Origin of the sequence: Pseudomonas congelans (genome assembly GCF_900103225.1) — a bacterium.
GTDB classification, from domain to species: Bacteria; Pseudomonadota; Gammaproteobacteria; order Pseudomonadales; family Pseudomonadaceae; genus Aquipseudomonas; species Aquipseudomonas congelans.
In genome coordinates this window covers 854,438-880,856 of sequence record NZ_FNJH01000001.1, presented here as the reverse complement: position 1 = coordinate 880,856, position 26,419 = coordinate 854,438, and the positions used below count along the sequence as shown (strand labels likewise).

At 60.3% G+C, this 26,419-nt stretch carries 26 protein-coding genes; 2 read left to right on the top strand and 24 right to left on the bottom strand.

Annotated elements, in window-relative coordinates:
• Positions 1 to 17 precede the first annotated feature (17 nt).
• From BLR20_RS03840 to BLR20_RS03770, 15 genes are read right to left on the bottom strand one after another with little or no spacing between them, the layout of a single operon-like run.
• The gene (locus BLR20_RS03840; RefSeq protein ID WP_054993618.1) at positions 18 to 815 is read right to left on the bottom strand and encodes an HAD-IIA family hydrolase; all 798 of its coding nucleotides are present in this window, start codon (positions 813 to 815) and stop codon (positions 18 to 20) included.
• A 40-nt stretch (positions 816 to 855) separates the two neighbouring features.
• Positions 856 to 2,442: an alkaline phosphatase family protein gene (locus BLR20_RS03835; protein WP_054993619.1), complete on the bottom strand. Its 1,587-nt coding sequence runs from the start codon at positions 2,440 to 2,442 to the stop codon at positions 856 to 858.
• Positions 2,439 to 3,026: a hypothetical protein gene (locus tag BLR20_RS03830; RefSeq protein WP_054993620.1), complete on the bottom strand. Its 588-nt coding sequence runs from the start codon at positions 3,024 to 3,026 to the stop codon at positions 2,439 to 2,441. Before BLR20_RS03830 ends, BLR20_RS03835 begins: the two co-directional genes overlap by 4 nt.
• Before the next feature lie 12 nt (positions 3,027 to 3,038).
• Positions 3,039 to 4,085 (bottom strand): hypothetical protein, encoded by a 1,047-nt coding sequence (locus BLR20_RS03825; RefSeq protein WP_054993621.1) that lies wholly within the window; start codon positions 4,083 to 4,085, stop codon positions 3,039 to 3,041.
• Positions 4,082 to 5,218, bottom strand: coding sequence for a hypothetical protein (locus BLR20_RS03820; RefSeq protein WP_054993681.1), 1,137 nt, complete (start codon positions 5,216 to 5,218; stop codon positions 4,082 to 4,084). The genes BLR20_RS03825 and BLR20_RS03820 overlap by 4 nt, the downstream gene beginning before the upstream one ends.
• Positions 5,219 to 5,242: 24 nt before the next feature.
• Positions 5,243 to 6,421: a hypothetical protein gene (locus tag BLR20_RS03815; protein ID WP_054993622.1), complete on the bottom strand. Its 1,179-nt coding sequence runs from the start codon at positions 6,419 to 6,421 to the stop codon at positions 5,243 to 5,245.
• The gene (locus BLR20_RS03810) at positions 6,418 to 8,313 is read right to left on the bottom strand and encodes a PEP/pyruvate-binding domain-containing protein (RefSeq protein ID WP_054993623.1); all 1,896 of its coding nucleotides are present in this window, start codon (positions 8,311 to 8,313) and stop codon (positions 6,418 to 6,420) included. The genes BLR20_RS03815 and BLR20_RS03810 overlap by 4 nt, the downstream gene beginning before the upstream one ends.
• Complete coding sequence (gene dcd / locus BLR20_RS03805; RefSeq protein ID WP_010435256.1) at positions 8,303 to 8,977, bottom strand: dCTP deaminase; 675 nt, start codon at positions 8,975 to 8,977, stop codon at positions 8,303 to 8,305. Before dcd ends, BLR20_RS03810 begins: the two co-directional genes overlap by 11 nt.
• A gap of 2 nt (positions 8,978 to 8,979) precedes the next feature.
• Positions 8,980 to 9,492, bottom strand: a complete 513-nt coding sequence (locus BLR20_RS03800) for a dCTP deaminase (RefSeq protein WP_010435253.1) — start codon at positions 9,490 to 9,492, stop codon at positions 8,980 to 8,982.
• A 4-nt stretch (positions 9,493 to 9,496) separates the two neighbouring features.
• Positions 9,497 to 10,513 carry a fatty acid desaturase family protein gene (locus BLR20_RS03795; RefSeq protein WP_054993624.1) on the bottom strand — a complete coding sequence of 339 codons (1,017 nt, stop codon included), beginning with the start codon at positions 10,511 to 10,513 and terminating at the stop codon, positions 9,497 to 9,499.
• 34 nt (positions 10,514 to 10,547) lie between these two features.
• On the bottom strand, positions 10,548 to 11,657 hold the full coding sequence (locus tag BLR20_RS03790) for an SDR family oxidoreductase (RefSeq protein ID WP_054993625.1): 1,110 nt from the start codon (positions 11,655 to 11,657) through the stop codon (positions 10,548 to 10,550).
• A 1-nt stretch (position 11,658) separates the two neighbouring features.
• Positions 11,659 to 12,126 (bottom strand): type II toxin-antitoxin system RatA family toxin, encoded by a 468-nt coding sequence (locus tag BLR20_RS03785; protein WP_054993626.1) that lies wholly within the window; start codon positions 12,124 to 12,126, stop codon positions 11,659 to 11,661.
• 12 nt (positions 12,127 to 12,138) lie between these two features.
• On the bottom strand, positions 12,139 to 13,395 hold the full coding sequence (locus tag BLR20_RS03780) for an aspartate aminotransferase family protein (protein ID WP_054993627.1): 1,257 nt from the start codon (positions 13,393 to 13,395) through the stop codon (positions 12,139 to 12,141).
• Positions 13,392 to 13,946, bottom strand: a complete 555-nt coding sequence (locus tag BLR20_RS03775; RefSeq protein WP_054993628.1) for a DUF6031 family protein — start codon at positions 13,944 to 13,946, stop codon at positions 13,392 to 13,394. The genes BLR20_RS03780 and BLR20_RS03775 overlap by 4 nt, the downstream gene beginning before the upstream one ends.
• Positions 13,943 to 15,013: a DUF6001 family protein gene (locus BLR20_RS03770; protein WP_054993629.1), complete on the bottom strand. Its 1,071-nt coding sequence runs from the start codon at positions 15,011 to 15,013 to the stop codon at positions 13,943 to 13,945. Before BLR20_RS03770 ends, BLR20_RS03775 begins: the two co-directional genes overlap by 4 nt.
• A gap of 551 nt (positions 15,014 to 15,564) precedes the next feature.
• Between BLR20_RS03770 and BLR20_RS03765 the strand changes: the two genes are divergently transcribed.
• Complete coding sequence (locus BLR20_RS03765; RefSeq protein ID WP_054993630.1) at positions 15,565 to 16,680, top strand: type III PLP-dependent enzyme; 1,116 nt, start codon at positions 15,565 to 15,567, stop codon at positions 16,678 to 16,680.
• Between the two features lie 24 nt (positions 16,681 to 16,704).
• Positions 16,705 to 17,040, top strand: a complete 336-nt coding sequence (locus tag BLR20_RS03760; protein WP_003402657.1) for a DMT family transporter — start codon at positions 16,705 to 16,707, stop codon at positions 17,038 to 17,040.
• 28 nt (positions 17,041 to 17,068) lie between these two features.
• Here BLR20_RS03760 and BLR20_RS03755 read toward each other — a convergent pair whose 3' ends face one another.
• The 9 genes from BLR20_RS03755 to BLR20_RS03715 all read right to left on the bottom strand — a co-directional run bounded on the left by BLR20_RS03755 (position 17,069) and on the right by BLR20_RS03715 (position 26,136).
• Positions 17,069 to 17,866 (bottom strand): phosphodiesterase, encoded by a 798-nt coding sequence (locus tag BLR20_RS03755; RefSeq protein WP_054993631.1) that lies wholly within the window; start codon positions 17,864 to 17,866, stop codon positions 17,069 to 17,071.
• 104 nt (positions 17,867 to 17,970) lie between these two features.
• On the bottom strand, positions 17,971 to 18,558 hold the full coding sequence (locus tag BLR20_RS03750) for a peroxidase-related enzyme (protein WP_010428630.1): 588 nt from the start codon (positions 18,556 to 18,558) through the stop codon (positions 17,971 to 17,973).
• Positions 18,558 to 19,085, bottom strand: coding sequence for a CMD domain-containing protein (locus tag BLR20_RS03745; RefSeq protein ID WP_010428632.1), 528 nt, complete (start codon positions 19,083 to 19,085; stop codon positions 18,558 to 18,560). The genes BLR20_RS03750 and BLR20_RS03745 overlap by 1 nt, the downstream gene beginning before the upstream one ends.
• 69 nt (positions 19,086 to 19,154) lie before the next feature.
• On the bottom strand, positions 19,155 to 20,720 hold the full coding sequence (locus BLR20_RS03740) for an ABC transporter substrate-binding protein (protein WP_054993632.1): 1,566 nt from the start codon (positions 20,718 to 20,720) through the stop codon (positions 19,155 to 19,157).
• A 51-nt stretch (positions 20,721 to 20,771) separates the two neighbouring features.
• Positions 20,772 to 21,785, bottom strand: coding sequence for an ABC transporter ATP-binding protein (locus BLR20_RS03735; RefSeq protein WP_054993633.1), 1,014 nt, complete (start codon positions 21,783 to 21,785; stop codon positions 20,772 to 20,774).
• Positions 21,775 to 22,788 (bottom strand): ABC transporter ATP-binding protein, encoded by a 1,014-nt coding sequence (locus BLR20_RS03730; protein ID WP_054993634.1) that lies wholly within the window; start codon positions 22,786 to 22,788, stop codon positions 21,775 to 21,777. The genes BLR20_RS03735 and BLR20_RS03730 overlap by 11 nt, the downstream gene beginning before the upstream one ends.
• On the bottom strand, positions 22,785 to 23,705 hold the full coding sequence (locus tag BLR20_RS03725; RefSeq protein WP_054993635.1) for an ABC transporter permease: 921 nt from the start codon (positions 23,703 to 23,705) through the stop codon (positions 22,785 to 22,787). Before BLR20_RS03725 ends, BLR20_RS03730 begins: the two co-directional genes overlap by 4 nt.
• On the bottom strand, positions 23,702 to 24,676 hold the full coding sequence (locus tag BLR20_RS03720; RefSeq protein ID WP_054993636.1) for an ABC transporter permease: 975 nt from the start codon (positions 24,674 to 24,676) through the stop codon (positions 23,702 to 23,704). The genes BLR20_RS03725 and BLR20_RS03720 overlap by 4 nt, the downstream gene beginning before the upstream one ends.
• Positions 24,673 to 26,136 (bottom strand): NAD(P)-binding domain-containing protein, encoded by a 1,464-nt coding sequence (locus BLR20_RS03715; protein WP_054993637.1) that lies wholly within the window; start codon positions 26,134 to 26,136, stop codon positions 24,673 to 24,675. The genes BLR20_RS03720 and BLR20_RS03715 overlap by 4 nt, the downstream gene beginning before the upstream one ends.
• Between the last annotated feature and the right edge of the window lie 283 nt (positions 26,137 to 26,419).

The following is a 26,419-nucleotide window of genomic DNA, read 5'->3' as shown; positions in this document are numbered from 1 at the left end:
CCTTGTAATCCAGTTACTTAACCTTGGCGCAGTTGATCTGCGGTACTGCCGGATATCCACCAGCGTGGAAAATCTGCAATCCCTTCAATCACCGCATCCACGTTTTGCCGATGGGCCTCGAACAGCCTCGGATCATATTTTCCGGTACGCACCAGCAGGCTGCTGGCACCAACGGCTTTCGCTCCTGCGCAGTCAGTCAGAACGTCATCGCCCACTACCAGAGTGCGGCTCGCGCAGGTATCGAGTTTGCGCAAGGCAGCCTCGAAGAACATCGGCGACGGCTTGCCCATGACCAGGGCCTGCACCTGCGCTGCGGCCTCAAGCCCGACGATGAAGGCGCCGCAATCGAGACGTTCACCATCACGATCAAACCAGAACAGGTTTTTTTGCAATGCGATGAGACGAGCACCGCCTCGCAACATACGGAAGCAGCGATTCAGCGTGGCGTAATCGAAGGCTTCGCCGATATCGCTGATGACGACGACGTCCGGGGTTGTATCGTCTGTAACGATGCTGCTGAACGCTGGCCGTATCGAATCGGGGACCAGCAAATGGCACTTGAGGTGCGGTTGTTGCTGCAGATAGCCCAGACACGCTGTGGTGGCGGTCTGAATTTCCTCGGGGACGACCTCGATTCCGACGTGGCAAAGCTCCTCTGCCAGCGCCTCCGGCATCTTCGCCGTGGTATTGGTCAGCAATTGCAGCTTTAACCCTTGGGAACGCGCGAAACTCAATGCATCGGCGGCGCCAGGCAGAGGCTGCCCCTTGAGCATGAGTGTGCCGTCAATATCGAAAAGCAGGCTGTCAAAGCGCATGGATAAGCTCCCTGTGGCTGAAAAATTATCGAGTCAGGTGTCAGGATGTGGTGGCTGTCAGCCAATGGCGAATCGCGGGCAATGTCACTTCAGCGTCGGCAGGACGTGGCAATGGCGTGCTGCTGGCGTCCAGCAACACGCCACGCAACCACGGGTCAGTGGCACATACCGTGTGGTCGCCACCTTTTCGGCTGAGGCGAACGGCGTGTTCTGAACGGGCGGCCAGCAGTCGGGTGCCGCGTGGGGCCTGCCAGTAGCAGCCGCCTGTCCAGCCTTCGGAAAAGACCTGCCCGTCTGAGCATTCGAACATCGTCCATTCATCGCGAAACGGCTGTGCGAGGCTTTTGCGCCAGGCGTCGGTGACTGAGCCAGGGTCGTGTCCGGACAGCGCAAGTCGCGCCGTGTTGAACAGCACCAGACCGTTGTCGGCCGGATGAAAGAGCGCCGCGCTTTTTTGCATATCCGCTACGCCTGACGCGTCATAGACCAGCCAGCCCTGCTGCTCGAAAAAACTGTTGGGATAAAGATCGTGATGGACAGGTGCCATGCCGTGATCAGAGTGGGCGACGCAACGTACCTCTCCTCCCGCCGCATCGACGCAGCGCAGGATCAGCTCATCGACCCACTCCGATATCTCGTCGAACAGACGTTGCCCAACCTCCTGCATCAATTCGCTGGCCCATTCTGGCGCGAGGTACTTGAGCAAATGATGTGACAGCAGATCCACTACCGGGTAATAACCGATGACGCGCTGTGCATCACCGGCCCTGACTGCGCCGACAATGTCGTCGCAAAAGCTTTCATGCATCTCCCGCATCAGTTCCAGCAGCAGCCATTCCGCAGCGCCCTGCCCGCCCTCATCCAGCCGCTTGCCCAACTGTCCGGTGCGATACAGCACGGTCAGGTCATTGGCCACGTAAGCCTTGCCGGCGTCGCCCTGCAGATCAAGCGCCTGGACCTCGCGGTAACCGAAACTGATCACACAGACGCGTTTTTCGATGTGCACTGCGCGCAGTGCAATCGCCTTGCACACATTGCCCGGGACCTGCTCCGACAACGGTACATGCACCGTGCTGCCCAGCGGCAATCGGCACGGAGCACGGCCCTGATCCTCTGGCCATTCGAGCACTGCACCGCCCTGTTGCACGCTGACCCTGGCAACTACATCCAGAGCCTCGATACACAGGCAGCCATCGTTTTCGATGACCTCGGGACGCAGCGAAAAACCCTGATAGACGCAGCTTTGCCCAAGCAATGCGTCACCCAGCCTGTCGGGCTGGACAAAGGGCACGGCACACAGGCGAAAAGTGATGCCCTGGCGCGCCCATTCATCCCAGACCATATCGATGTGGCGTGGCCAGACCTGAAAGGCATCCGCCACCGCCAGGCAGTCCTGCGGCGTCGGCGCCGGGACGAGATAGCCCGTCAAGCCGTGCTCGCTGACCGGTGCGCCGCTGAAGATCGACAACAGTGAGGGCGGGGTCTGGCAATTGGGCGACAGTGGCAGCAAGGGGTAACATGGCCATCCTGCCGAAGGCCGTCCAGGCTGTCGTGCCCGATAGCGCTTGACCAGCTCCCACGACAACCCGTCGATCAACAGCCATACCAACGGATCAGCGCCCTTCATGAAGCGATCCGGCGTTGAGAATCGTCCATCGCCCACCGGGCCACCACGGCAACACGCTGCTTTAACTGCTCGAGCGAACCGCTGTTGGGCAATACATAATCCGCTTCGATCCGGCGCATCTGCAGATCGAGCGCGCTGTTTTCCACCACACTGATGTCGCCTCGCTGTCCCAGGCGTTTCTGTCTCACGGAAGAATCGGCAAGCACCTTTATCACTTGAAAGCCTTGCGCCTGAAGGTACGGCCAGTCGACGGTGTCGTCGCGCAGGTCGTCATTGATGACCACCTGCGCGCAGGACCGGGTCAATCGTCGGGCGAAGTTTGTGACCAGCGACTGGCTGTCCAGATCCCTCAGCTCGCGTGCGATGCACTCCAGCAAACGCTGATTCTGGCTGCCGCTCGGTACTTGCACCCCGGCCTGCTCATAGAACATGCCTTGTAACTCATACAGGGGCTGGGCGAGCTTGATGACCTCGACCGACAGCCCGGCCACTTCGAAATACTCACGCAGCAACTCGGCGGTTGTACTCTTCCCGGAACCGCTGGGGGCCACCAGCGCCAGACGCAATTGGGGAGCGTGGTTCATAGGATCTCCTTATCAGGCGCTGATCAGCTCGCGCGTCACACCCACACGGCTTTGCCACTGCACACCGAGCAGCCCGCGGACGATCTGCGGCGGTACGCTGTCGGTAAGCGAACCGGCATCCAGCAAGCCGTGCCAGGTTGAGGTAACGAAACGATGCGGCCACTCGAAGAGTGTGGGTGAGTGGATCTGTTCCAGAATCGCATCGCGGCCCAGTGCCTCGACCCGCAATTTGCCCCGCGCTGCCACGTTGGGCAGGATGACGGTCTCCAGCCAGCCACAGCCTTCCGGGCTGGCCTTGAGTGCGGCGCGCATGGCTTCGGGCTTGCACAGGCGTTTTTCGGTATGCGCAATCGACAAGTCATCGGCCACCGCGGCCAGATCGAGGCGCTTTGCCAGTTCTGGATGTGTACGTAATGTGCCTACACCGACATGCGGATAATCCGGCCAGCCGCGGGCGCGAATCCGGCCGTCGACGCTGTCCAGAAGCAGCTTGTCCCCGGAAAAGTACAGGTACTCATCGGACAGCACCAGGTCGAGCATGGTGGTGGTCTTGCCCGCCCCCTTCGCTCCGCCGATAGCAACGATCCCGCCGTCCGGCCCGACCACCGCCGAGGCATGCATGATCACACTGCCTTTGGCTTGTTCGACCAGCAGCCCGTAATAACGCACCAGCTCGATCAAGTGGATGAAGGCATTTTCGTCGCCATGAAAATCAACCGTGTGACGCGCCCGGTCAATCCGGTAACCGACCCGCGTATCGGCATCCCAGGCGTAGTCGAGCCCAGTCTCCGGGTCATGGCCACGCAACACCCGCAGGGTAAAGCCGGGGGCGTAGGTTTCGCGGATGATGTCGGGCGTCACGCAGAGCCCCATCCACTCCGCGTTGAACGCCGCGCTGTCGTGCAGCCGCAGCCTCAGGTCCACGGTGGTCTGACTGTCATCGTTCACTTCGGTAAAGTAAGGCGCGAGGAACACCCGCAGCCGCTGGGCCAGTGCCGAGCCCGAGGTCTGATCGTCCAGTTCAAATCGATAGCGTCCATTGCAAAGATAGCGGCTCATGAGTGCAAGCTCTCCGGGGTGGTGATGAAAGGCGATGGCGAATGCAGAAAGGCAAATCGGTCCGTCAGGGGCCAGCACTCCTGGCGGCGTTCGCTCAGAAATGCCTGCAGGTGCTCCATCAGCCTGCGCAGATCGGATTTGATCGACTGAGGGTCTATCGCCCCGCGGCACTTGAGAAAACGCACTTCACCGCGCGTCGTGCTCCCCGCCTGCGAATCAAGCGGCATGCAGGTCTCGAAGGTGATCGCGAAGAGGTTGCCGCTGTCCACGGATTCGCAAGGGGCGCTGAACGCATAACGTCGATATTCACCAAGCGCCTGCAGCGTGCTGTCAATGTTCATGGCCATGGCCTCCAGCGTCGGGGAGCCCAGCGACAGGTGCCTTACGGTGCCGGACAGCTTGCCCGGCGCGCTGCGAAACAGCTGCACGATGGGTTCATTGACCGCCAGTTTGCGTTTGCGGCTGCAGTGCTCGACCCATACATAACCACCGTCTTCCGCCCTGGCGGCGGTTACCTGATGGTCCCAGACCTGAAATTCGTCACCGCACTGACTGGTGAACGGCGCCATTGCAGGGCTGAAACTGGCGTCGAACCAGGCCTCGCCGAGCATTCGGGCATGGCAGTCAGGCGCCAGTTCGAAGGACTCGACGTAGGTCTGTTCGCTGGTGGCGTAGCGACATTCCCAATTGTTGATCGCCAGATGGTTGCGCTCGAACGCATTACGCAGCGCGATCAACAGGTTTTGCGGGACGGCAGGCTGTTCGATTTCAAGCGGCGGCTGTACGAAAAGCGAACGATGCACATCGATGCGATTGAGCAAGTGGCTGATGTGCACCTGGTCAGACTGCAAGCGGATGATCGCCAACGGGATGGCGGCACCGGACAGGTTGTGACAGCTTTCATCGCCCAGCGCACCGTGCGAATCCTCAAGGAGCATCGCCCCGTCTGAGTCCCAGCGGGCCAGCACACGGTGGCGGCCTCGCAGGTCAGCGACGGCAGTCAGCTCACCCAGCAACGCCGTGTCCGCAGCAATGGCATACAACGTGTGGTCATCACTGCCGAACGGCTCCTGATGACGGATTTTCCAGCTACCAAAGACAATAGCCGTCTGCGTGATCGTCGATTGCGGCATGGTCATCTCCCCGGCAAAGTGAATTCAGAGCCGACTCGCCTCACGGGCAAAGTCGAGTTTCGAATAGAGATCCTGCTGAAACGGCAGGCGTTGCTCGGCCAGAAAATCACGCATCACGTTGGATACGGTTTCAAAGTCCTCCTCCACCTCACGCAGCGTATGCAGGGTCCTGCTGCGGCAATATTCGACTTCGACCTGGGCAAACTCGGCGCTTCCGTCGACCATGCGGCAGACATCGAAGTACGCCCCGAAACCATTACCGGTCCTCAGCGATTCGAAATTGATGTCGATCCGGGTGCGCCTGAACGGCTTGAGCCGACGCAGGTTTGCCGAGGTCATCGAGCGAGCGTGAGTTTCGATATCGGCAAACGCCACCGGCTGATCGGTGTTGAAGTCCTCGCGACGCAATTCCGCGTTCTCAAGAAACCATTTGCGCTTGACCGCCATCAGTCCGTCGGCCTGGGGAATGAACGAGATGTAACCGGTTTCGAGGGGGTCGCCAGTCACTTCGAAGATATGCGATTCATAGTCGTAGGTTTGAAAATCACGGTCGATTTCCAGCACCAGGTCCTCGAAAGCGCCCTCTGCGAACGCCTTGTGCATCGCCGTGGACAACTGCCACATGTCGGGTATCTGAAACGAGGTGAATTTACGTTCCAGTTCCATCTCCGGGCGCCAGCGCACGTACCAGCAGTCATCGCTAAGCATCGGTTGCGAAACGGCCACACGCGCAGCAGCGGATCTGGCCAAACGTTGCCAGGCCCTCCAGGCAGCACGTTCGACCGGTTCGACATCCATCAAATGCAGGAACAAGGCCCCGGCTTCGCCCTCATGGACATAGTGATAGATGCTGCATTTATCGGCGTGATGCATCACCGCCAGGGTGGCCATCAACGCCTGATCGGACGGCCGACGATTGAGCGTCGGATCCAGCATATGCATGCGCGAACGGCTGTCCTGGGTGCGCTTGCGTTGCCCGGCATTGAAGACTTGAAAGTCGAAGTCCTTCATGGGCATCGGCACATGGGTGTGATGGGCATTGGAAAGCCACTGCGCATGCAGCGTGCCGCTGGGGATGAACAGACCGTTGTCCGAGTGACGGGCCCGCGCGGCCTCGGTGTCGACAATGGCGACCAGCGCAGAATCGAGACTGCCATTGAGGGTGTGCGGATCGAAAAACAACAGTGAAATATCCGTAGTCATTGTAGCTCCCGTACTTCGTTGACAGCGTGAGGCAGAGCCTTCGGGCTCTGGCTGAACGTGATCCGTTGGCCGGCAAGCCCCTGCTGATACAGCGCCTCGGACTCCACGGCGGGAATGCCGTGTTCACGCAACAGAATCGAAAGATGGCAAAGCATGGACGCCTGCTCGAAGACAAAACCGCGCGCGAACGGCAGCAATGCCGCCAGGGCTGCGTAAGGACGCGGCGAAACCACAATCGCCTGCCCGTCGTGAACACGCAGTTGCCGCTCAAGCTCTTCCAGTTCGGCACCCAGCGAGCTGGACGAAGGGATCGAATTGATCGACACGGTGGCCGAGATACTCAGTTCTTCCAGCTGTCGACCCGCCGTGACCAGCACCACCGGCCCGTCGGCATAACCTGGAGAAATCAGGCGGATTTCCGTTGAATCCTGCACCTGCACGAACGTCGACAACGGCGAAAAATCGATCAGGTGCAACTGCTGCCCTGCCCTTACCCATTCCAGTTGCACCGAGCCCAGCAGCTCGCCAGCCGCATGCGTGATGCTGTGCAGTTGCTGTGCATCGGCGGGGCCGCCCGGGTCGTTCGTCGCCAGGCGCGCGCGTTGAGTGCCGGCAATGCCGCGATTGATCGCCAGCAAACCTTCCGATGACCACTCACAGGTCGTCGAGCCGTCATCACACGCTTGGGTGATCAGCCCGGTTTCACCTTTCAGAAACTCGCGCAGCACGAAACACACCACCCGCTCATCGCTGAGTTCAAGCAGCCGTTCACGCAGTGCGCCACGCTCGAGGATCTGCTGGCGAACCTGATCGGAAAAGTCCAGTACCACTTGATTGGTCTTGAGCCTGTCCAGCAGAGCCTGGCTCATGGCCGGTTCGAGCAGCCCCTGGCGATTGGCCTTTATCAGCAATGCCTGGCCTGCCGAGACGTCGTGGGTTTGCGCGAACAAGGCCAGCGGACGGCGCTTGCTTCGAAAATACTGCGCAAAGGCAGGCAATGGACGGAAGTCCGTCAGTGCATCGTCACTGGCAAGGTAGAGTTCAGTCCACTCCAGCACCGGCTCCAGGCTGCGCGCCTCGCGCAGGCTGGTGACGGGTCTGGCCTGCAGCAGCCAGAGCTGCCCTTCATCCACCGCCCATTCGATGTCGGCAGGCATCCCCAACGCCGCAGATGCCCTGGAGGCCAGCGCAGCCACCTCCAGCAGCAACGCCGTATGCGGTTCCAGCGCAGGGTCACAGTCCAGCAATTGCTGGTCACCTATCCGCGCCGACATGCCTTTCTGCACACCGGAAACCATCGCTTCACCCAGCGATGCGACCGTTTCGATCAGCGTCACGGCCTCGCCAGTCAGCGGATCATGGCTGAACGCAACGCCTGCGAAGCGAGCCTTGACCATGCGCTGCATGATCACCGTCATCTCGACCGGTGTTTCCAGCATCGACGCTCGCAAGCGTTCCAGGATGGCCTGACGGGAAACCCCGGAGCGCCATACATCCAGAATCGCTGCCTTGAGCGCAGGCAACCCGTTGACCGACAGATGCGTGCTGAAGATTCCGGCGAAACTGTGTTGGTTACCGTCCTCGATATTCGCCGAAGAGCGCACGGCAAGTTCGCTGTCGGCGTCAAAGCCTGCCTGCTCGAGCAACGTCTGAAGATGGCTGTCGGCAGCGTCACTCCATTGGAACTCGGCCAGCCGGGCGATTCTGTCCATGTGCTCGTCAAGGAAGGCACCGGCGGTGATCCGCACGGTTTTCAGCGTGTCCTCGATGGCCTGTTTGCGGCTGGCAAAGTCCTGCCATAACACGCGGTAATCTGCATCTTGCAGCGCGCTCAGGGCGGGCACCGGCAGATCACCGGCAAGCTGTTTCAAAGTCGAGTATTTACTGGACACGACGGCCTCCTGCTATCAGTGGAATATCGGTGGCCATTCGCCCGGACCTGGCCGCCAGCGCATCGGGTGCCGCATCGACCTCTTCCTGGGCTGCTACAACGGGGAATGGCGCGAGGGTGGGCAGCAGCGGCTGCGGACGCGGCGTTTTTTCGAAATCCATGAAGATGCGTGACGCGAAGGCTTCGGTCGCGCCCTGATATTTTCCGGAGTACAGCTCGATATCGCCCTTGACGTTCCAGAACATCATTTGACCGATGTTCATGCCGGGGTAAACCCGAATGCGGTTGAGCGCATACAGCTGCAAGGTCCAGCGCCCGACAAAGCCGATGTCGCCCAGCGGTGCCGACAGATTGATGAACATGCCCAGCCTTGCGATCGAGGACCGAGCCGCATAGGTAGGTACGAAATGGGTGCTGCCCATTGTTTCTATGGTCGAGGCCAGATACAGCTTCATGGGCTGCAATTCATAGCCTTCCGGACCGATTTCGATGGTTCGGGTCGACGCCTCGGCGCGCACATCGATCACATCGTCTTCATAGACCTTCATCTGGTCATGCAGGCGGAAGTTATAGCTGTTGGGATTGACGTTCTCATGGGAAAACGGACTGATGACGATTTCACCCGAACGCACGCGATTTTCGATTTCACTACCGGTCAATATCATGGTCAATCCAGAATGATTTTCGAGGGCACGGTGCTCTTGGAGCCCAAGTAGCGTCCCGCGTAGCAGGTGGTCATGCCGAAGTTCGCCCAGAAGCAGACCTTGGCCACTTTGGTGCCGGCATAAACCCGCACCGGTTGAGTCACAACGATTTCCAGAGTCCAGCTGATGGCCGCGCCGGTATGACCGAGCGGCGCACTGGTCTGGATGAAAACGCCACAGGACGCCGTGGACACATTGGCGTAAAGCTCGCTGGCAAAATCGATACCGCCGATCTGCTCGGCAGTGGCGCCCAGGTAGAAACGGTTGGGGTACAGCACGAAGCCTTCGGGCGGAATATGGTGCTCGACCACCTCCAGCTCACCGTGAGGATCGATGCGGTCGCTGCGGTACTCCAGAAGCAGATCAGCCAGGTGACAGCCATATGAGTTGACCTCGACATGTACGGGGTCGAACGGCTCGATGACGACACTGCCGACCTCGCGCATCTTCACTATTTCAGAACCGGTCAGCATCATGGGTTCAAGCCTCCTGATCCAGAGAGGCCACGGCACGCGCCCGGCCGTTGGCACCATATAACTCGGCGCGCATGCTGCGTTCCCCCAAGAGATAACCCTGGGTGTTGCAGGCGGCTGCCGAGCCAGGCAGGCGTTGCGCCAGACGTCGGGACAAGGTGCCCAGGTGATAGCTGGGTATCTGTTGAAAAAGGTGATGCTCCCAGTGCCGGTTGATATTGCACGGCGCAAACAGCCCTCGTTCCAGCCAGCCCGGACTGACACTGCGTGCATCGCGCTTCACGCTCTGTGTCGAAAGACCTGCGTGCTCCGACAGGCTGCGAATGCGCAGAATCGGCGGCAGGAAGAACACCAGCGGCGCCAGCCAGTACAGCAGCACACCCGGCCAGGCCTGCAAAGCAGTGATGAGCAGCGCGGCGCAGGCATAGAAGGCCATTGCCTGATAACGCTCGATACGGGTCGACGGCGCGGGGTGAGTGAACAGTCCGATCACGCTGAAGCTGTCCATCGTGCGTAGCGATTGCAGGGTCGACAGCCCACTGATGTCGCGCAGCAGAGCCTGCCAGAACAGTCCGGAACTGGCGGGTGCGAAGGCATCGGCGTAGTCCGGATCGTCCAGCGTGTTGAGGTGCTTGTGGTGGGCAATGTGGTGGGCCCGATAGCGTGACGTGCTCAACGTCAGCGGGAACGTCAGGAACACGTTGGAAATCAGATCGTTGCGCCGCCTGTCACGGCTGATCAGCAAATGCGCCGCATCGTGCATGAGTACCAGCAACGCGTGCTGTCGCGTCGCAATGACCAGTGCCGCGATCAGACACACCAGCATCGAGTCGCTGGCTTCAGCCAGCGTGACTGCGGCGGCGATCACCGCCCACTGCACGCCGATCTGCAAGGCCTGCCGCCAGTTGCTGAGTTGCTTGAGATCTGCGGTCAGTGACAGGTTGTCGCGTGCCAGCATGGCGCGCTCGGAGCGTCGGTCGTAAGCGCCACTGTCCATCGTGTCGAGTTCGATTGTGTCTATCATGTTCCATCTCCCGTTCAATCGTTGAAAGGGCCTGCTAACCGTGCATTGCCGCCGATTTGGCGACGAGCTTGTCCAGGCTGATCCGCGCCTCGGGCGCATGAGCCAGCCAGTAATCCACCGCTTTGGGTAAAAACACTTCCGCGCCGGGTGCCGGGCGCCGGACATTCAACGGTGGCCTGACCAGATCGCTTTCGGCGTACACGCCATAGATTTGCAACAGGCGCTCGAAATAGCGGAAATCCCGGGTCGAAATACCTTCGGGGCGCCATGCGACCAGCGATCGCTTGAGGAACGCCCATTGCCGGCTGCGCAGGATCGGTGCCGGGGTCAAGGGCTCAATACCCGCTTGCTGCCGGGCATGATCGACGCGCGACTCGATGATGCGGATTACCTGCTCATAAGGCAGGCGTGCATCCCCCGCCGAGGCGACGACCTCGCGCGCTTCGCCACCGGCCAGGCAATGACTGACCAGGTGGATCAATTCGTCCACCACCCAATCGATAGGCACCAGATCGAACAGCCCCTGGCGATTGCCGACCAGAAACGGCGGTGCAAAGGAATTGATGAAGCGAATCAACGGGTACAGGCCGTGAAAGCGACTGATTGCACCATCGCTGGTAGCGCCGATGACCAGGCTGCAACTGAACACGGAAATCGGCATCTGCGCGCCGAAGGCCTCACGCAAGCCACGCTCTGCCGCTGCCTTGCTTTCCTCGTAACCGTTGCGATAGGTCCAGCCTTCACAACGGGTGAACGCTGTCGACACGTAAATGAAATGAGGCTTGCGCACCAGCTTCTGAACAAAGCCGCAGAACAGCTGCGCACCGTCGACATTCAACTCGTGCATCTCTTCGAAGGTCTTGTCCCAGGCCACATCGGCAGCCAGATGGACTGCCGTGGCGCACTCGATAGCGGGCAGCGTGGCAGCCAGCGTATTCAGTGAGTCGGCGTCTGTAAGGTCGGCAATCCGGCACTCGAGCCGCGAGCGACTGTGCGCAGGCAAATCCTGCAGGCAGCGACTGGCCGCCTGTGAGGATCGGAACAAGGCAATCACATGCGAGTCCGGATGCTGACTGAGCCAGTCGCGCACGAACCAGGAGCCCAGCGCACCACTGGCGCCGGTGATGATCAGTGTCGAGCGCATATCAGCAGCCCCCTGCCGCAACCCGCTGTTGACGGCGAGCGAGCAGCTGATTGCGTATCCCGTCCAGCATCTGGATGTTGTTGGCGCGAATCGCACGTTCACCGATCGGGTGCAGGACTTCGGCCAGCGACGGGATGCCGAGGTCGAAGGTGACATTCAGGTCCACGTGCAAGCCGTCTTCGCGCTGGACCAGCAGCCACTCGCCGTACCAGACCTCAAGGTCGCCATCGATCTGCTTGAACTCGATGCGCTCGTCCGTCACCAGCCAATCCTGCTCGGTCCAGGTCAGCTCGCTGCCATTGATCAATACGCGCCACGTACTGGAAACGTATTCACTCTGCCGGGGGTGAACGATCACCTCCAGCACATCGCTCATGAAGTCGGGGTAGCGCGCGAAGTCCGAGAGAATCGGCCAGACCTCGCCAGGCTCGAAATCACCGAGAAGAACACTGGTTGATACATCAGGCATAGGAACTCTCCGTCATTGAATGGAACGATAAGCCGCATCGACGGCATCACAGAAACTGTTGAGGCCTTGTTCGAGGTGGTCTCGGGAGATGGTCGCGTCGGGATAAACCCGCAGCACCCGGGTTGCGCTAAGGCAGAAAGCCAGCAGCAGGTTGCGCTGCGCGGCTTCGATCAGGGTCTGCGCCACATAGTTGCTGGAGGTGAATTCCACCCCGATCATCAGGCCGCTGCCTCGCACTTCAGCCACGGCGGGACAATCCTTTAAACGCTCACGCAGGATGCTCATGGCCACCTGCCCCAGCTGGTTGACGCGCTGGCAGAATGCGGGATCGCTGACCACGTCGAGCACAGCGTTGACCACGGCTCCCGCCAGCGCGCTGCCGGCATAGGACGAGGCATGTACGACCGGATCACGCGCCGGTGCGCCGAACCGGCTGCTGTCGTAAATGGCTGCGGCTACCGGAAACACACCGCCGCCCAGGGTTTTGCCGAACACTATGATGTCGGCAGGCGCGCCGCAGACCAGCGCTCCGCTACGCCCCAGGCCGGATTGAATCTCATCGTGAATCATGAACGCGCCATGTTCGCGACACAGACCTGCCAGTTCGCTCAGAAAACCCAGGTCGACCGGCCTGATTCCGCCCTCTCCCTGAACCGGCTCGGCGATCACTGCGGCAATATCGCCTTCTGCCAGTGCCTGGCGTGCAGCGGCAAGATCACCGGCGGCAATGAACACGACATCTTCGGCGTGCATCAGCGTGGCGTGCCCGCGATAGCCATAGCTGACCGCCAGCGCGCCACTGGTCCGCCCATGATAGGCGTGGGTCAATGCGATGATTCGCCGCCGGCCGGTCTGCATGCGCACCAGCTTGAGGGCTGCTTCGATGACCTCCGAACCGCTGTTGCCGTAAAGCACACCGTTGCCCGGACGACCGACACACATCACGAGCCGCTCGGCGGCGCTCAGGCTGGATTCGTTGGCCAGTATCCGGCTGGAAAGGCCCAGCGATGTGACCTGCCGCGTCAGCGCAGCCACGACTTCAGGGTGGCGATGGCCCAGCAGGTGCAGCCCGAAGGAGCCGAAGTCCAGCCAGCGGCGGCCGGTGTCATCGGTTATCCACGAACCTTGCGCCGAGTGCTCGGCTGCGGTCAGCCCGGCCATGCGCAACATAAGACCTTGCTCACGGCCAAACACCGCTCCGTAACGTTCGACGAATGAGGATTTGCGCGCTGGTACGCTCGCCGGCGCGGTCAGGACATGACTGTTCATAGAGACCTCATCAAAGGTGCCAGGAAGGCAGCGTCGCCACCTGCCAGACGGCAGGAGCGGTCCCAGTCACGCAGGGTTCGCAGAACCTGACCCTGAGTGCCAGGCAGCAAGGGGTTGAACAATTTCCCGGGAAAGGCGTCCAGCAGCTCCCTGAACACTTCGATCAGCCACTCGGCTTCATTGTCGTGACCTGCAGCGCTGTCAGCGCGAATGTCCAGCCATTCCACGGCGACGGGGCCTGTGTGGGCAATGACATCGGTAAGACCGTACTCGCTGAACAGTGCGAACTGGTGCAGCTCGTTCGGGGTGTCGGCACCGGCGAGTCGGCAGTCGATGTCGACCATCAACTCAGCCAGTTTGATTCTCAACGCATCGACCACCAGGGGCTCGTCCGCCGCGCCGTCCAGGTCTTCCAGATACGCCTCAAGCTCGGTCATGAGCAACCAGGCCACCGATATGAGCTTTTGCGCGTAGGGGCCGGCCGGGTATATGTAGCCGCCACCGAGCCGGGGGAACCATTGGCGAACGGCGTCTTGTGTATTGGCAATCATGCGTGTGCTCCCTGCATCGGATGTGAGTCCTTGAGTGAAAAACTGACCAGCCCGGCGCGTGCCGCACGCAGAAAACACGCAGCCACTTCGCGGGATTGCTCGGCCAGGTCGATCGGGCGGGTGCTGTGCAATTCCGGCACATCCAGCTGCGTCAACAGGGTCGCCTGCTGGTTATCGGTGAGCACGAAGTCGACCCCCGGCAAAAATCTGCTGGCAGATGAGCGCTCGATAACCGGTTTCAACTCGGCGTAGGCGACTTCGCAGGCGAACGTCTGCTCGGCGAGTTGAGTCAGTTCACACAGGTGCATGAGCTCCGCGCCCTGCAATCCACTTCGGCAGGCCGGATAGGCGCATTGCCACAGCTGCCCGATGGCTCGGGCAAGGCCGTCGTCAGTCAGCATGCCGAGCCTGTTCAGCGCCCGGTCCCAACGCAACAGCGTCCACTTGCGATTGGAGTTGACCCAGCCGTGGCTGGCCAGCGTCGCGTTCATCAGGAACAGTGCGGCGTTGCAGGCATAGGCGGCGGCTGCGCGGTATTCGCCACTGCGCCAGGCCAGCGCCGAGAAGCAGGCACTTTGGCGAAAGTCATCGAACGCCGCAGCAGACCAGATCGAGCTCAAGTCCTTCTGACTGTCCAGATAAGGAAGCGACTGATCGGTCGACACCGCGCAGACCAGACGTTCCAGATACTTTCGCGATACCGCTTGCTGTTTGTCCCACTGTTTGAACGCAACGAGTTTCTGTGCAGTGGTTTTGTGTGCGTCCGTCGCCAGTTGGGAGAACGCGTTGTGAACTTCTTCGCGGGCAAATGCCACCACTTCAATATGGTGTTCATTGTGGTAGATCTGCGAGGCCATCGATTGATCGGACTGCCGATCATCGGTCACACATAACAGATCTATATCGCTGGCCGCGTTAGCGATGCCATGTACTGGAGAACTGCTGATCAAGGCCAGTTGCGCATCGGCGTACTGGCGTTTTACAACCTCTTCCAGTTCGAAAAAAGTAAGTTGGCGCGTGGCCAGAAACTGCTGGGCGTTGCCTGAATAAAAAGCACGAAAGTCCATGTATCCTTCCCACTCGATAACGGTGACTTCATCGGGGCTGCTCCTCGGCTTGCCGAGCAACCCCCTGCCTGATCCATGACCATGAATTACTTCGTCGTCGTTAACGCGAGCGCTGACGCAATGGAACAAGTCCCCATTACTTCACGATTCAGTACCCAGCAAGCGGCGTGCCACCGCTCTTGATCATCGCGCATTAGCAAGGTGTCAGATAATCGCCATCACTGGCCAGAAGCGTAACCGAGGTTAGCCAACCCTATAAATTTGCTAACTTTTTCTCGATTAAATTTAATGTATTATTACTTTAATATATGTATCAAATTATTTAAAAGTCACTTTTTAAAATAGCAAAGTGCTATCTATCTTTATAGTTTCAGACCGTACATTCAACTGCACCACACCGATTCGAATGCTTAAAAATCGCACTGTTTTGGCTGACCATCTTGTATACATGTTTATTAAATCGTTCTCGTTAACTTGTTCAGCGCCCCCATAAAGCACTGGCACGAAGTTTGCTCAAACCTGAACACACTTCGAAGCCAGGGAAGTTCAACGTGGACACACTTTTTGCGCAATTAGCCGATGACACCAACGACACCTTCTATACCGTTGACCCGCACTGGATCACCCGGAATGCACAGCAATTCAGTGGCTGTTTTCCAGGTACCGTGTTGTATGCAATGAAGGCCAATCCACTCCCGCAGGTGCTGGAAGCCTTGAGCCAGGGCGGTATCAACCATTTTGACGTGGCGTCGCTTGCCGAGGTGCAGACGGTACACAACACGCTGCCCAACGCAGTTCAATACCTGATGAACCCAGTGAAATCCCGCCACTGCCTGCACGAGGCCTACTACCGATATGGCGTGCGTTCATTTGTGCTCGACAGTGAGGAGGAACTCTTGAAGTTGCGGGACGTATTGCCCGAACGCGACAGCACGATCAGCCTGTTCGTGCGCTACGCGCCCTCCGAGTCGACGGCGGTTTACGATCTCAGAGGCAAATTCGGCGCAAGCCCGGCGTTGGCGACGCAACTGGTGCATCAAGTGGCGTCCAGCACTGACTGGTCACTTGGGCTGTCATTCCATGTCGGCTCACAAGCCATTGAAGAAGGCCCGTGGCTCGCGGCCCTCGATGACGCCGATGCCATTGTGCGCGACACCGCCCAGCACGTCAGGCATCTGGATATCGGCGGCGGGTTTCCGGGTAATTACCTGAACTCCATGGGTAACACCCCGGACCTGGTCGGCAGAGTCTGCGAGCACATTCAGACCAGCCCGACACTGAAGGATCTGAACCTGATCTGCGAAGCGGGTCGTGGCCTGGTGTACGGCGGCATGTCGCTGTTTGCACGGGTGCTTTCAAGACGCGAACACAGCGTTTTCTGCGGTGCCGGTATTTTTGGCGGTTTGCTATCAGCCCAGCAGTGGCTGCAATTTCCCGCACGCGTGTGGCGGGACGCGGCCCCTTACACCGGTGCAGCGGAAAACACTTTCAATATCTTCGGCCCTACATGCGACAGCATGGATCGCCTGGCCTTCCCCTACACGCTCGCCAGCGATATCAGGGAGGGCGACTGGCTGGAGTTTCAATCGACCGGCGCTTACTCGGTGTCCTTGCGCACCCCGTTCAACGGGTTTTATGCCGACCGCATCATCTCTCTCCCTTCCTGAATGCCTGAAAAGCGATCTGCCGTCATGCTTATAAAAGCCTATTTGTTCCTGCTCGCAGGTATCGTCGCTGAAACGGTAGCGACCATTGCACTCAAAGAAAGCAACGGCTTCACCCGCTGGGTTCCGGTGATTGCCTCGATAGCGGGCTATGGCCTTGGCATTGTGTGTCTGGGGTATGCGCAAAGGGACTTGCCCATGTCACTGATCACGTCCATGTGGTCAGGTCTGGGCATTACCCTGATCACCGTCATTGCAGCGTTTCGCTACCAGCAGGTGCCCACATTGATGGCAATTGGCGGCATCAGCCTGATCATCGCGGGCATCATTCTGGTCAATCTGGCCAAGGAGCAGGCGACCTGACAGCCTGCGCTGTCAGGGGCATTCCCGTTCAGGCGAAGTCAAAAGGCCCTTCGAAACGACCTATCGGCACCCAATGGGTAATAAGGCCCGTGTCGGCTTTCCAGTGATGCAGCAGCAATGCCGGCGGTTCGACATAAGAGGCGTCGGCAGCCTCGGCGTGCAGTCGCAAGGCGATGGCCGTCGTCGTGCTCGGCGCCGTACACATCAGCGTGCCGCCGAAGCGCAGCTGCATGAAACGATGAATATGCCCGCAGACGATGCGCTCGATGGCCGGGTATCTGCAGACAACCTCCGCCAGCCGCTCGCCTCTTTCACAGCGATACGCATCGATGTAGGGAATGCCACTTGAAAACGGCGGCTGATGCATCATGATCAGCGTCGGCTTGTGCGGCTCCTGCGCCAGTGTGCGATCCAGCCACTGGGTCGCGGTGTCGGTCATATCGCCGTGATGCTGCTCCGGGACGCTGATATCCAGACCGATGATGCGCAGCGGCGCAGAACCCGAATAGACGAAACTGCAATCCTGGTCATTGATGAAGTAATCGTGCTCGGGAAAGGCGTCGCGCAGGTTCTGCCTATGATCATGGTTGCCCGGTATCATCAGCAGTTTTTGCCGTAGCGGTTGCAGCAACTCCCGGGCCATCGCGTACTCTTCGGGCCGCCCCTCTTCCACCAGATCACCGCTGAACAAAATCAGATCGGGTGCCGGGTCGAGGGCGTTTATCGTGTCGACGGCAGCGGCCAGCATGGCATTGGAGTCCACCACGCCTTGATAGAGTTGCCCTCTGGGCCGTACATGTGTGTCCGAAATGTGTGCTATCAGCATTCCATTACCTCAATCGTGTCCGGGTCGCTTGTTCACTTATGCAGTGAACTTGCAACGACCGGGCCAGACTGCACCTCAAGCACTTGGCCTGGATACTGCCGCGATCACACCTCGGGAAACACCGGCTCCCCCAGGTTGAGCATGAGCCGGTTCGCCCAGGCGAATATCGAGATGGCGTGAATCAGGTCCAGCACCTGAGTCTCGTCCAGCCCCTGCTCGTACAGCGCCTGGATATGCCCGGCGTTGAGCGAAGCCGGTTCAAGCGTCAGGTCGATGGCGAACTGCACGATCGCTTTTTCACGCGCCGTGGTACCTGCCGTTGCGGGGTCGGCAAACACCTGGGCGATGACGTCATTGCGTTTGGCCAGTTGTTCGAAGCGTTGCGCATGCACCGACGCGCAATACACGCAGCGGTTGATACGCGACACCACCGTGCTTGCCAGCTCCCGCTCGGCGCGCGACAGGCCGCCGGGTGCGTACATGATCGCGTTGAACGCCTGAGAGCGCTGGCGAAGAATGTCCGGATGATGGGCCAGCGTCAGGTAGTAATCCGAGGTCTTGGCCTGCGGGTGGCTTTCTTCAAGCACAGCGATCTGCTCGGCGCTCGCGCTGTCGAGGTCAACGGTGGGCAACCAGGCTTTCCAGCCCAGCACCTGATTGGTGAAACCTTCAATTTCCATGAGTTCGCTCATCAGGCTGCTCCGGCAGATTTTAAAGCACCCAGCCCTGCGGCCAGGCGCACCTGGTAGGACAGAAAGGCGATCAGTTGTGCCAGTACCACGATTTCAGCGGTGCTCAGGCCCTGGTGTTGCAGCGCCTGCAATGCGCTTTGATCGCCGTGTACCGGAGACTCGATCAAGGTTCGCGTAAAGCGCAGGATCGCCGCCAGGCGCTGGTCATCCAACAGATCGATTCGGCTGGCGTCCACATCGGCCAGCACGTTTGCCGCGACGCCAGCCGCCTGCAACTGCGCCAGGTAATACCCGCTCAGGGTCGGCTGCGCGCTCAACAGCGTGGCGTAATACGCCACCCAGAGGCGTTCGCTCAATGACAGGTTGTGCGTCAGTGCCGGGTCAAAAAACAAGTCCTGACTGCCCTGGGTTGCCTGGGCCACCTTGTCCCGTGCATGACGAACCGCGTGCAGCGGGCTGCCCGGCGCGATGTCCAGCAGGTTGTCGAGCACGTCAGGTGTCGTTGAATGTTCAGTGGTCGATGTCATGAAAGGTCCTGCGATGCTGTGGTTGCATGCGCGCCGCCGCTTGCAGAAGCGGCGCGTTGATGGAAGAAATCAAGGTTGCTCGGTGACCATGGTCGCTGCAGTGCGGTCGCTGACCAGTGGCTCGACCTTGAGGCCTTTGCGCGCTGCCCAGATGTTCTGGTAATGGAACAGCGGGATGATGCCGACGTCATCGCTGACAATCTGCACCGAGTCCTGGAGAATCTTGCGCCGCTTGGCCTCGTCGAATTCAGCGGTCGAATCAGCCAATGCCTTGTCCACCAGCGGATTGCTGTAATGGCCCCAGTTGGAAGCGCCCTGCCCTTTGTTGCTATCGACAGTGGTCAGAATATTGGTCAGGGCATACGCCGCTTCGCCGGTGCCATTGCCCCAGGCAATCACGCTGATCGCCAGTTCATTCTTGTTGGCCTTGCCCGCGTACACCGCCCACGGCAATACCTCCAGCTGAACCTTGACGCCGATCCGCGTCCAGAACTGCGCCACCGCCTGCATGACCTCCGGTGCCTGCGGATAACGGTCGCCCGGCACATGCACAGTCAGTTGGAAGCCTTCGGGGAAGCCGGCCTGCGCCAGCAGATCCTTGGCCTGCTTGACGTCATAGGGGATGTTCTTGATCTGCGGGTTGTAACCGAACGTATTGGCCGGCATCCATTGATTGGCTTCGGTTACGGTGCCTTGCATGATGCGCTCGTCGATGGCCGGACGATTGATCGCCAGGGACAGCGCCTTGCGCACCCGTACGTCCAGCAGCGGGTTTTCGGCCAGCGGCTTGCCCGCATTGTCGCGAATGAATTCGTTCGGGCCTGCTCGGAAACTTGGCTGAATGATCAGCGCACGCAGTCCCTGATAGGCGAAGACATTGACGTTCGGTGTTTTGCGCAGGCTCGCCACATCGGTAGGCGATACCTTGTCGATCACGTCGACATCGCCCGCCAGCAAGGCCGCAGTACGGTTGGCGGCGTTGGCAATGAAGCGGAAATCAACCTTGTCCCAGGTCGGTCTGCCACCCCAGTAATTGTCATTGCGCGCGAATACCGTGCGATCGCCCGGCACGAACGAGACAAACCGGTAAGGCCCGGTGCCGATCATCGCCTTGCCCGAGTTGTAATCGGCGCTGCTGGCTGCCGCACCGGCATGGCGACTGACGATGTAGATCGAATCGATATCCGGCAGCAGGTTGGCATTGGGCGAACGGGTCTTGATGACCAGCGTGTGATCATCCTTGGCCTTGATCGATTCAACGGTACGCATGGCACCTGCGTAAGAGGCCACGCTGCCGGGTACGTTGCGCGCGCGCTCGAAGGAGAAGACCAGGTCATCAGCGGTCAGCGGCGTGCCATCCTGCCATTTGACGTCATCACGCAGGGCGAACTCCCACGTGGTGTCGTCCACGACCTTCCAGCTCTTGGCCAGACCTGGCAGGGTTTTGTCATCACGGCGGCTGACCAGCGATTCGAAGGCATGCAATGCCACCGAGCGGTCTCCGGCATAGTTATTGAGCTGTGGATCGAGTGACGAGACCGGGTCGGCGTAACCGATGCGCAAGTCCTGTGCCGTGACACTGCCGGCAGCCAGCACGAGGGCCGACGCTAACAACGAACGAACGAGTGGTTTCATGGGTGATTCCTTGTACGCAATGGCAGAGGGTGACGGGCTTGAGGTGCCCGTTCAGCGTTGGTCATTCAGGTGACAGGCGCTCTGGTGATTCGGCGAAACCTCCCGCAGCGCTGGAACTTCCTCGCGACAGCGCGCCATGGCGTGCGGGCAGCGAGGGTGGAAATGACACCCGGCAGGCGGGTTCAGCGGGCTGGGGATTTCCCCTTGGATCGCGTCATAACGGGTACTGCGAATATCGAAGCGCGGGATCTGCGCCAGCAAAGCCTGGGTGTACGGGTGGTTGGCCCGCGCGAACAGGTCATCGACCGATGCTGTCTCGACCACGCGGCCCAGGTACATCACGATGACCCGATCGCAGAGGTGCTCGACGACGCCCAGGTCATGGCTGATAAACAGATAGGTCAGGCCCAGCTCGTCGCGCAGGTCCATGAACAGGTTGAGGATCTGTGCCTGAATCGACACGTCCAGCGCCGCCACCGACTCGTCGCACACCAGCAGTTCCGGTTGCACCGCCAGCGCACGGGCAATGCCGATGCGCTGGCGCTGGCCACCGCTGAACTGATGCGGATAGCGCTGGCGCAATTGCGGGCTGAGCCCGGCACGCTGCAATTGCGCACTGACGTAATCATCTGCGCCCTTGCGGTCGGTCAGGCCGTGCAACAGCGCACCTTCGCCGACGATCCGGTCGACCCGCAGACGCGGGTTGAGGCTTGACGAAGGGTCCTGAAAAATCATCTGCACTTTCAGGCGCAGCGCCTTGCGCTCCTGCGTGGTCAGGCTATCCAGCGGTTTGCCGTCCACCAATGTGGTGCCTGAGGAGACCGGCAGCAGCCCGGCAACCATGCGCCCCAGGGTCGACTTGCCACAGCCCGACTCGCCCACCAGCCCGACCACTTCACCGCGCGCGATGCGCAGATCGACACGATCCACCGCACGGGTCACCGGTTTTGCACGGGTAAGGTGCAGCCGTTGCATAAGCCCCTGAAGGGAGCGCTCATCCACGGGTTTGCCGAAGGTCTTGCTGACCTGATGCAGCTCGATGAGGGGAATCTGATCACTGGGCATCGGCCGCTCCTGGGTGAAAACAGCGAACCATGTGGCCCGGTCGCGCCTCGTGGGGTTGAGGCTCCTGCGCACAGATCTGCGAAGCTCGGGGACAGCGCGCCGCAAAAGCACAACCGACCGGCATCGACAGCAGGTCGGGTGCCATGCCCGGAATCTGCCGCAGGCGCTGGCCGCGCTGGTTGCGACTTGGCAGGCTGTCGATCAGCCCTTGGGTGTAGGGGTGCTGCGGACGATCCAGTACATCGGCGACCGGACCCTGCTCGACGATGCGTCCGGCGTACATCACCGCCACATCGTCAGCCAGCCCCGCGATCACGGAAAGATCATGGGTGATCCAGATCAGCGAAGTGCCCTGCTCGCGCACCAGCTTCTGCACTTCACTGAGAATCTGCGCCTGAATGGTCACGTCCAGCGCCGTGGTCGGCTCATCGGCGATGATCAGGTCCGGTGCATGCAGCAGTGCGATGGCAATCGCCACCCGCTGGCGCATACCGCCGGACAACTGATGCGGATAGGCGCGCAGACGTTCTTCAGGGCTGGCGATGCCCATCAGCGCCAGCGTGCGACTGGCGTGTTCGCGGGCCTCGCGCTTGCTCATCGGGCTGTGTGCCCGCACCGCCTCGATCATTTGTGTATCGACCCGCAGCACCGGGTTGAGGGTCATCATCGGGTCCTGAAAGATCATCGCTACCCGGTTGCCCTGAATGTCACGCAGTTGCGAGGCAGACAGTCTGGTCAGATCGCGGCCCTTGAACAGCACCTCGCCACCGCTGATGCGCCCAGGCTCATCGACAAGGCCGAGGATCGAAAAGCCGGTGACCGACTTGCCCGACCCGGACTCACCGACCAGACCCAGAATGCGTCCCGGCTCTACGCGCAGTGACACGTCGCGCACCGCCGGCAATACGCCGGCGCGGGTATGAAACGAGGTGCACAGGCCGCGCACATCCAGGGTCGGCTGTCGGACGGTAGTGGGCGCCAATGGCGCGTCGGGCAGGCTCATCGCTGCAGCCTCGGGTTGAGAACATCACGCAGCCGGTCACCGACAAGGTTGATGGCCACAATAGTGATCAACAGCGCCAGGCCCGGAAACAGACTGATCCAGTATTCATTGCTGAGCATGTATTGAAAGCCGTTGGCAATCAGCAGCCCCAGCGACGGCTCGGTGACCGGCACGCCCAGGCCCAGGAACGACAGGGTCGCTTCCAGAGTGATGGCGCGGGCGATCTGCAAGGCGCCGATCACGATCAGCGGTGGCAGGCAGTTGGGCAGAATGTGGCCAACTACAATACGCAGCGGACCTACGCCCTGCCCGCGCGCCGCATCGACGTATTCACGGCGGCTTTCGGTCAGCGCCTGCCCGCGTGCGGTACGCGCGTAATAGGCCCATTCGAGCAATATCAGGGTCAGCATCACGTTGCCGACGCCCTTGCCCAGCCAGGCCAGAATCATCAGCGCCATCAGAATCACCGGAAACGACAGCAACAGGTCGACCAGACGCATCAGCAAGGCATCCAGCCAGCCGCCGACATACGCAGATACCAGCCCGAGCAGCGTACCGAGCACTGCCGCAATCAACGCCGAGCCAATGCCGACCCACAGGCTGATGCGCAGACCGTAGATGATCGCCGAGACCAGATCGCGGCCCTGCCCGTCAGTGCCCAGCCAATAGGTGTAACCGCTGTCCATATTGAGGCTGCCAGGCGGCATGCGCGCGTCCATGACGTTGAGCTGCATCAGGTCGTAGGGGTTCTGCACCACAATCCACGGCGCCAGTGCTGCAACCAGGACAATGATCAGCAGGACCGCCAGGCCCGTCACCGCCGTGGGCGAGCTGAAGAACTCGCTCAGCACTCGTCGCCAGGGCGACTGGGCCTGCAGCAGCGTGCTGCCGATCGGGGCTTTTTCAATGACATTCATCGGGATGCCTCGATGCGTACGCGTGGGTCGAGCAGGTAATACAAGCCGTCGACGATCAGGTTGAGCACCACGAAAATCACTACGACCACCATCAGGTAAGCGACCACCACCGGACGGTCGAGCATGTTGATGCTGTCGAGGATCAGCTTGCCGGCACCCGGCCAGGCGAAAATGCTTTCAGTCACTACGGCATAGGCGATGGTCGAGCCCAGTTCCATGGCCAGCACCGTCACCACCGGAATCATGGTGTTGCGCATGACGTGCATACACATCACGCGCATCGGTGACAGACCCTTGGCCCGGGCGAATTTGACGAATTCCTGGGGCAGCACTTCGCGCACACCCGCACGGGTCAGACGCAGCACCAGCGAAATCTTGAACAGCGCCAGGTTCAGCGCTGGCAACAACAGGTGCTGCAAACCGTCCAGCGTCAGCCATGACCATTGCACGCCCAGCCACTCACGGGTTTCGCCGCGGCCGCTGGCCGGCAGCCAGCCCAGGGAGATGGAGAACAGCATGATCATCATCAATGCCACCCAGAACGCAGGCAGCGAAAAGCCGACAATGCTGGCGGCCATCATCAGTCGGGACAGCGGATGCTCGGGGTACATACCGGCAAACATGCCCAGCGGCACACCGATGACCACCGCCAGAAACAGAGCACTGAACGCCAGCTCGAACGTGGCGGGCAAGCGCTGCAGGATCAGGCGCATGGCGTCCTCGTGATACACGAAGCTTTGCCCCAGATTGCCGTGAACCGCACCCTTGAGAAAAATCAGGTACTGCTGCCACAGAGGCTGGTCCAGGCCCAAATGCGCGATGGCCTGCAGACGCTCCGCCTGATTGAGGTCTTCACCGACCAGAATGTCCATCGGGTTGCCGATGGCATTGAGGCCGACGAACACCACCAGCGTCATCAACAGGATGACCAGCAACGATTGAGTCAGCCGACGCAGCGCCCAGCCGATCATTGGCGCAGCTCTGCGGCGCTTGGCTGGCTGACCACCCACTCATCGCCCAGCAGTTCTGGCTCGGCGTAATCGAGCATGGTGTCGAAATGCAGGGCGATGTCCTCGTTGAACAACTGCCCGACCAAGGCATGGGCCAGACGTTTGGAACCTTCGCTGATGGCAGGAATATCCCCGGACACCGCGCCATAGCTCAACGCTGCCGGATAACTGAAGCAGTGAATGTGGTTCAGCCCCGGGCAGGCGCCTGGAATCTTTTCCTGAAATTCAAAGCAGTTGCCCAGATCCGGCAGTACAGCCAGCTCAGCATCGGTTTCGCCGCTCGGTGCTTCAAAGCGATCCTGCCAGACACGGATCTGCGAAGAGAATGGCGCAAATTCCGGGCGCTGCCGGAAGTCGGTGCGAAACCCGGTGGCAAATACCACGAAATCTGCCTCGATACGGGCCTTCGGCGTATTCAGCCAGACGCCTCCAGCAGCGCTCTCTTCGACGGAAAGCACCGGGCTGTCGAGCATGAACCGCGCCTTGCCGGAAGCGGACACTCTGAGCGTACTGCCGCGAGGTGGTGGCACTTGTTGGGTATTGAGGTAGTGGCGAATGCGCCATTTCCAGATGTCCGGCAGGCGCCAGTAGCCATGCACCATGCCAGGATTGCCGACGCCCTTGCCTTTGTTGACGCGCGGCAGCTCGGCGCGCCGGATCAGCAGATCCACCCGCGTCGCGCCAGCCTCCAGCGCCGTGGCGGCGCTGTCCATCGCCGAAGCGCCACCACCAATGACCGCAACGCGCTTGCCGGCGAACCAGCTGTCCTGCAGACCCGCCGCCGAATGCGTCCACAAATGCTCCGGCAGCTGCCGGGCAAAATCCGGCACCCAAGGACCGCCCAGGCCGTCACGGCCCGTGGCGAGTACCACATGGCGGGCCAGCAGGAATCGTGTTGTCTGTACCGGCGTGACAACGTCCAGTTCAATCAGGCCGTCCGCTCTGGGCGCTACCCGGCTTATGCGGTGCTCGTTGCGTACGTCCAGTGCCAGTACCTTGCGATACCAGCGCAGGTACTCGGCCCATTGCAAACGAGGAATCTTGTCCAGCAACGCCCAGCCATCGACGCCGAATTGCGCTTCGTACCAGGCGCGAAACGTCAGCGCCGGCAAGCCAAGCGCCGGCCCGGTCAACTGCTTTGGCGAACGCAGGGTCTGCATCCGCGCAGTGGTGGCCCAAGGGCCTTCGAAACCTGCTGGTGACTGATCGAAAATGACCGCCGCTACGCCGAGATTGCGCAGCTCGGCGGACAGGGCAAGACCGGCCATGCCTCCACCGATAATCGCCACGTCGAGCACGGCCTGCCCTGCGCTGATCCTGGGCTTGACCCATGGCTTGGCGGGCAGATCCAGCCAGGCCAGATCCTGCTGCAAGCGAGCTTCCAGGGCGGCCAGGCCAGCGGGTGCGTTCACATCGGACATTGATCGGTACTCGAAAAAATGATCGGGCCACAAGCCCGAGCCTTGATTCAAAGCACTTCAAGAATCATTCCAATATTGTGCTAAATGAATTCTTAAAGGCTTTGAATGCTTAATTCGAATAGTAAAAGCCGATTTTTATTCTCGCAACGCGCAAAAAAGAATATTTATATTCCCAAATGGAATTTAAGCAAATTTTGAAGGGTGTGAAACGAGGCGTTATCCAGGGTATTCATGGGCGCGCTGCGTCCGATCTTCAGTCTTGCGCGCACGACGACAGGCGTTA

Coding starts and splice junctions, on each gene's coding strand:
- BLR20_RS03840 (WP_054993618.1), bottom strand. CDS start 815: ATGCGCTTTGACAGCCTGCTTTTCGATATTGACGGCACACTCATGCTC.
- BLR20_RS03835 (WP_054993619.1), bottom strand. CDS start 2,442: ATGAAGGGCGCTGATCCGTTGGTATGGCTGTTGATCGACGGGTTGTCG.
- BLR20_RS03830 (WP_054993620.1), bottom strand. CDS start 3,026: ATGAACCACGCTCCCCAATTGCGTCTGGCGCTGGTGGCCCCCAGCGGT.
- BLR20_RS03825 (WP_054993621.1), bottom strand. CDS start 4,085: ATGAGCCGCTATCTTTGCAATGGACGCTATCGATTTGAACTGGACGAT.
- BLR20_RS03820 (WP_054993681.1), bottom strand. CDS start 5,218: ATGCCGCAATCGACGATCACGCAGACGGCTATTGTCTTTGGTAGCTGG.
- BLR20_RS03815 (WP_054993622.1), bottom strand. CDS start 6,421: ATGACTACGGATATTTCACTGTTGTTTTTCGATCCGCACACCCTCAAT.
- dcd (WP_010435256.1), bottom strand. CDS start 8,977: ATGATATTGACCGGTAGTGAAATCGAAAATCGCGTGCGTTCGGGTGAA.
- BLR20_RS03800 (WP_010435253.1), bottom strand. CDS start 9,492: ATGATGCTGACCGGTTCTGAAATAGTGAAGATGCGCGAGGTCGGCAGT.
- BLR20_RS03795 (WP_054993624.1), bottom strand. CDS start 10,513: ATGATAGACACAATCGAACTCGACACGATGGACAGTGGCGCTTACGAC.
- BLR20_RS03790 (WP_054993625.1), bottom strand. CDS start 11,657: ATGCGCTCGACACTGATCATCACCGGCGCCAGTGGTGCGCTGGGCTCC.
- BLR20_RS03785 (WP_054993626.1), bottom strand. CDS start 12,126: ATGCCTGATGTATCAACCAGTGTTCTTCTCGGTGATTTCGAGCCTGGC.
- BLR20_RS03780 (WP_054993627.1), bottom strand. CDS start 13,395: ATGAACAGTCATGTCCTGACCGCGCCGGCGAGCGTACCAGCGCGCAAA.
- BLR20_RS03775 (WP_054993628.1), bottom strand. CDS start 13,946: ATGATTGCCAATACACAAGACGCCGTTCGCCAATGGTTCCCCCGGCTC.
- BLR20_RS03770 (WP_054993629.1), bottom strand. CDS start 15,013: ATGGACTTTCGTGCTTTTTATTCAGGCAACGCCCAGCAGTTTCTGGCC.
- BLR20_RS03760 (WP_003402657.1), top strand. CDS start 16,705: ATGCTTATAAAAGCCTATTTGTTCCTGCTCGCAGGTATCGTCGCTGAA.
- BLR20_RS03755 (WP_054993631.1), bottom strand. CDS start 17,866: ATGCTGATAGCACACATTTCGGACACACATGTACGGCCCAGAGGGCAA.
- BLR20_RS03750 (WP_010428630.1), bottom strand. CDS start 18,558: ATGAGCGAACTCATGGAAATTGAAGGTTTCACCAATCAGGTGCTGGGC.
- BLR20_RS03745 (WP_010428632.1), bottom strand. CDS start 19,085: ATGACATCGACCACTGAACATTCAACGACACCTGACGTGCTCGACAAC.
- BLR20_RS03740 (WP_054993632.1), bottom strand. CDS start 20,720: ATGAAACCACTCGTTCGTTCGTTGTTAGCGTCGGCCCTCGTGCTGGCT.
- BLR20_RS03735 (WP_054993633.1), bottom strand. CDS start 21,785: ATGCCCAGTGATCAGATTCCCCTCATCGAGCTGCATCAGGTCAGCAAG.
- BLR20_RS03730 (WP_054993634.1), bottom strand. CDS start 22,788: ATGAGCCTGCCCGACGCGCCATTGGCGCCCACTACCGTCCGACAGCCG.
- BLR20_RS03725 (WP_054993635.1), bottom strand. CDS start 23,705: ATGAATGTCATTGAAAAAGCCCCGATCGGCAGCACGCTGCTGCAGGCC.
- BLR20_RS03720 (WP_054993636.1), bottom strand. CDS start 24,676: ATGATCGGCTGGGCGCTGCGTCGGCTGACTCAATCGTTGCTGGTCATC.
- BLR20_RS03715 (WP_054993637.1), bottom strand. CDS start 26,136: ATGTCCGATGTGAACGCACCCGCTGGCCTGGCCGCCCTGGAAGCTCGC.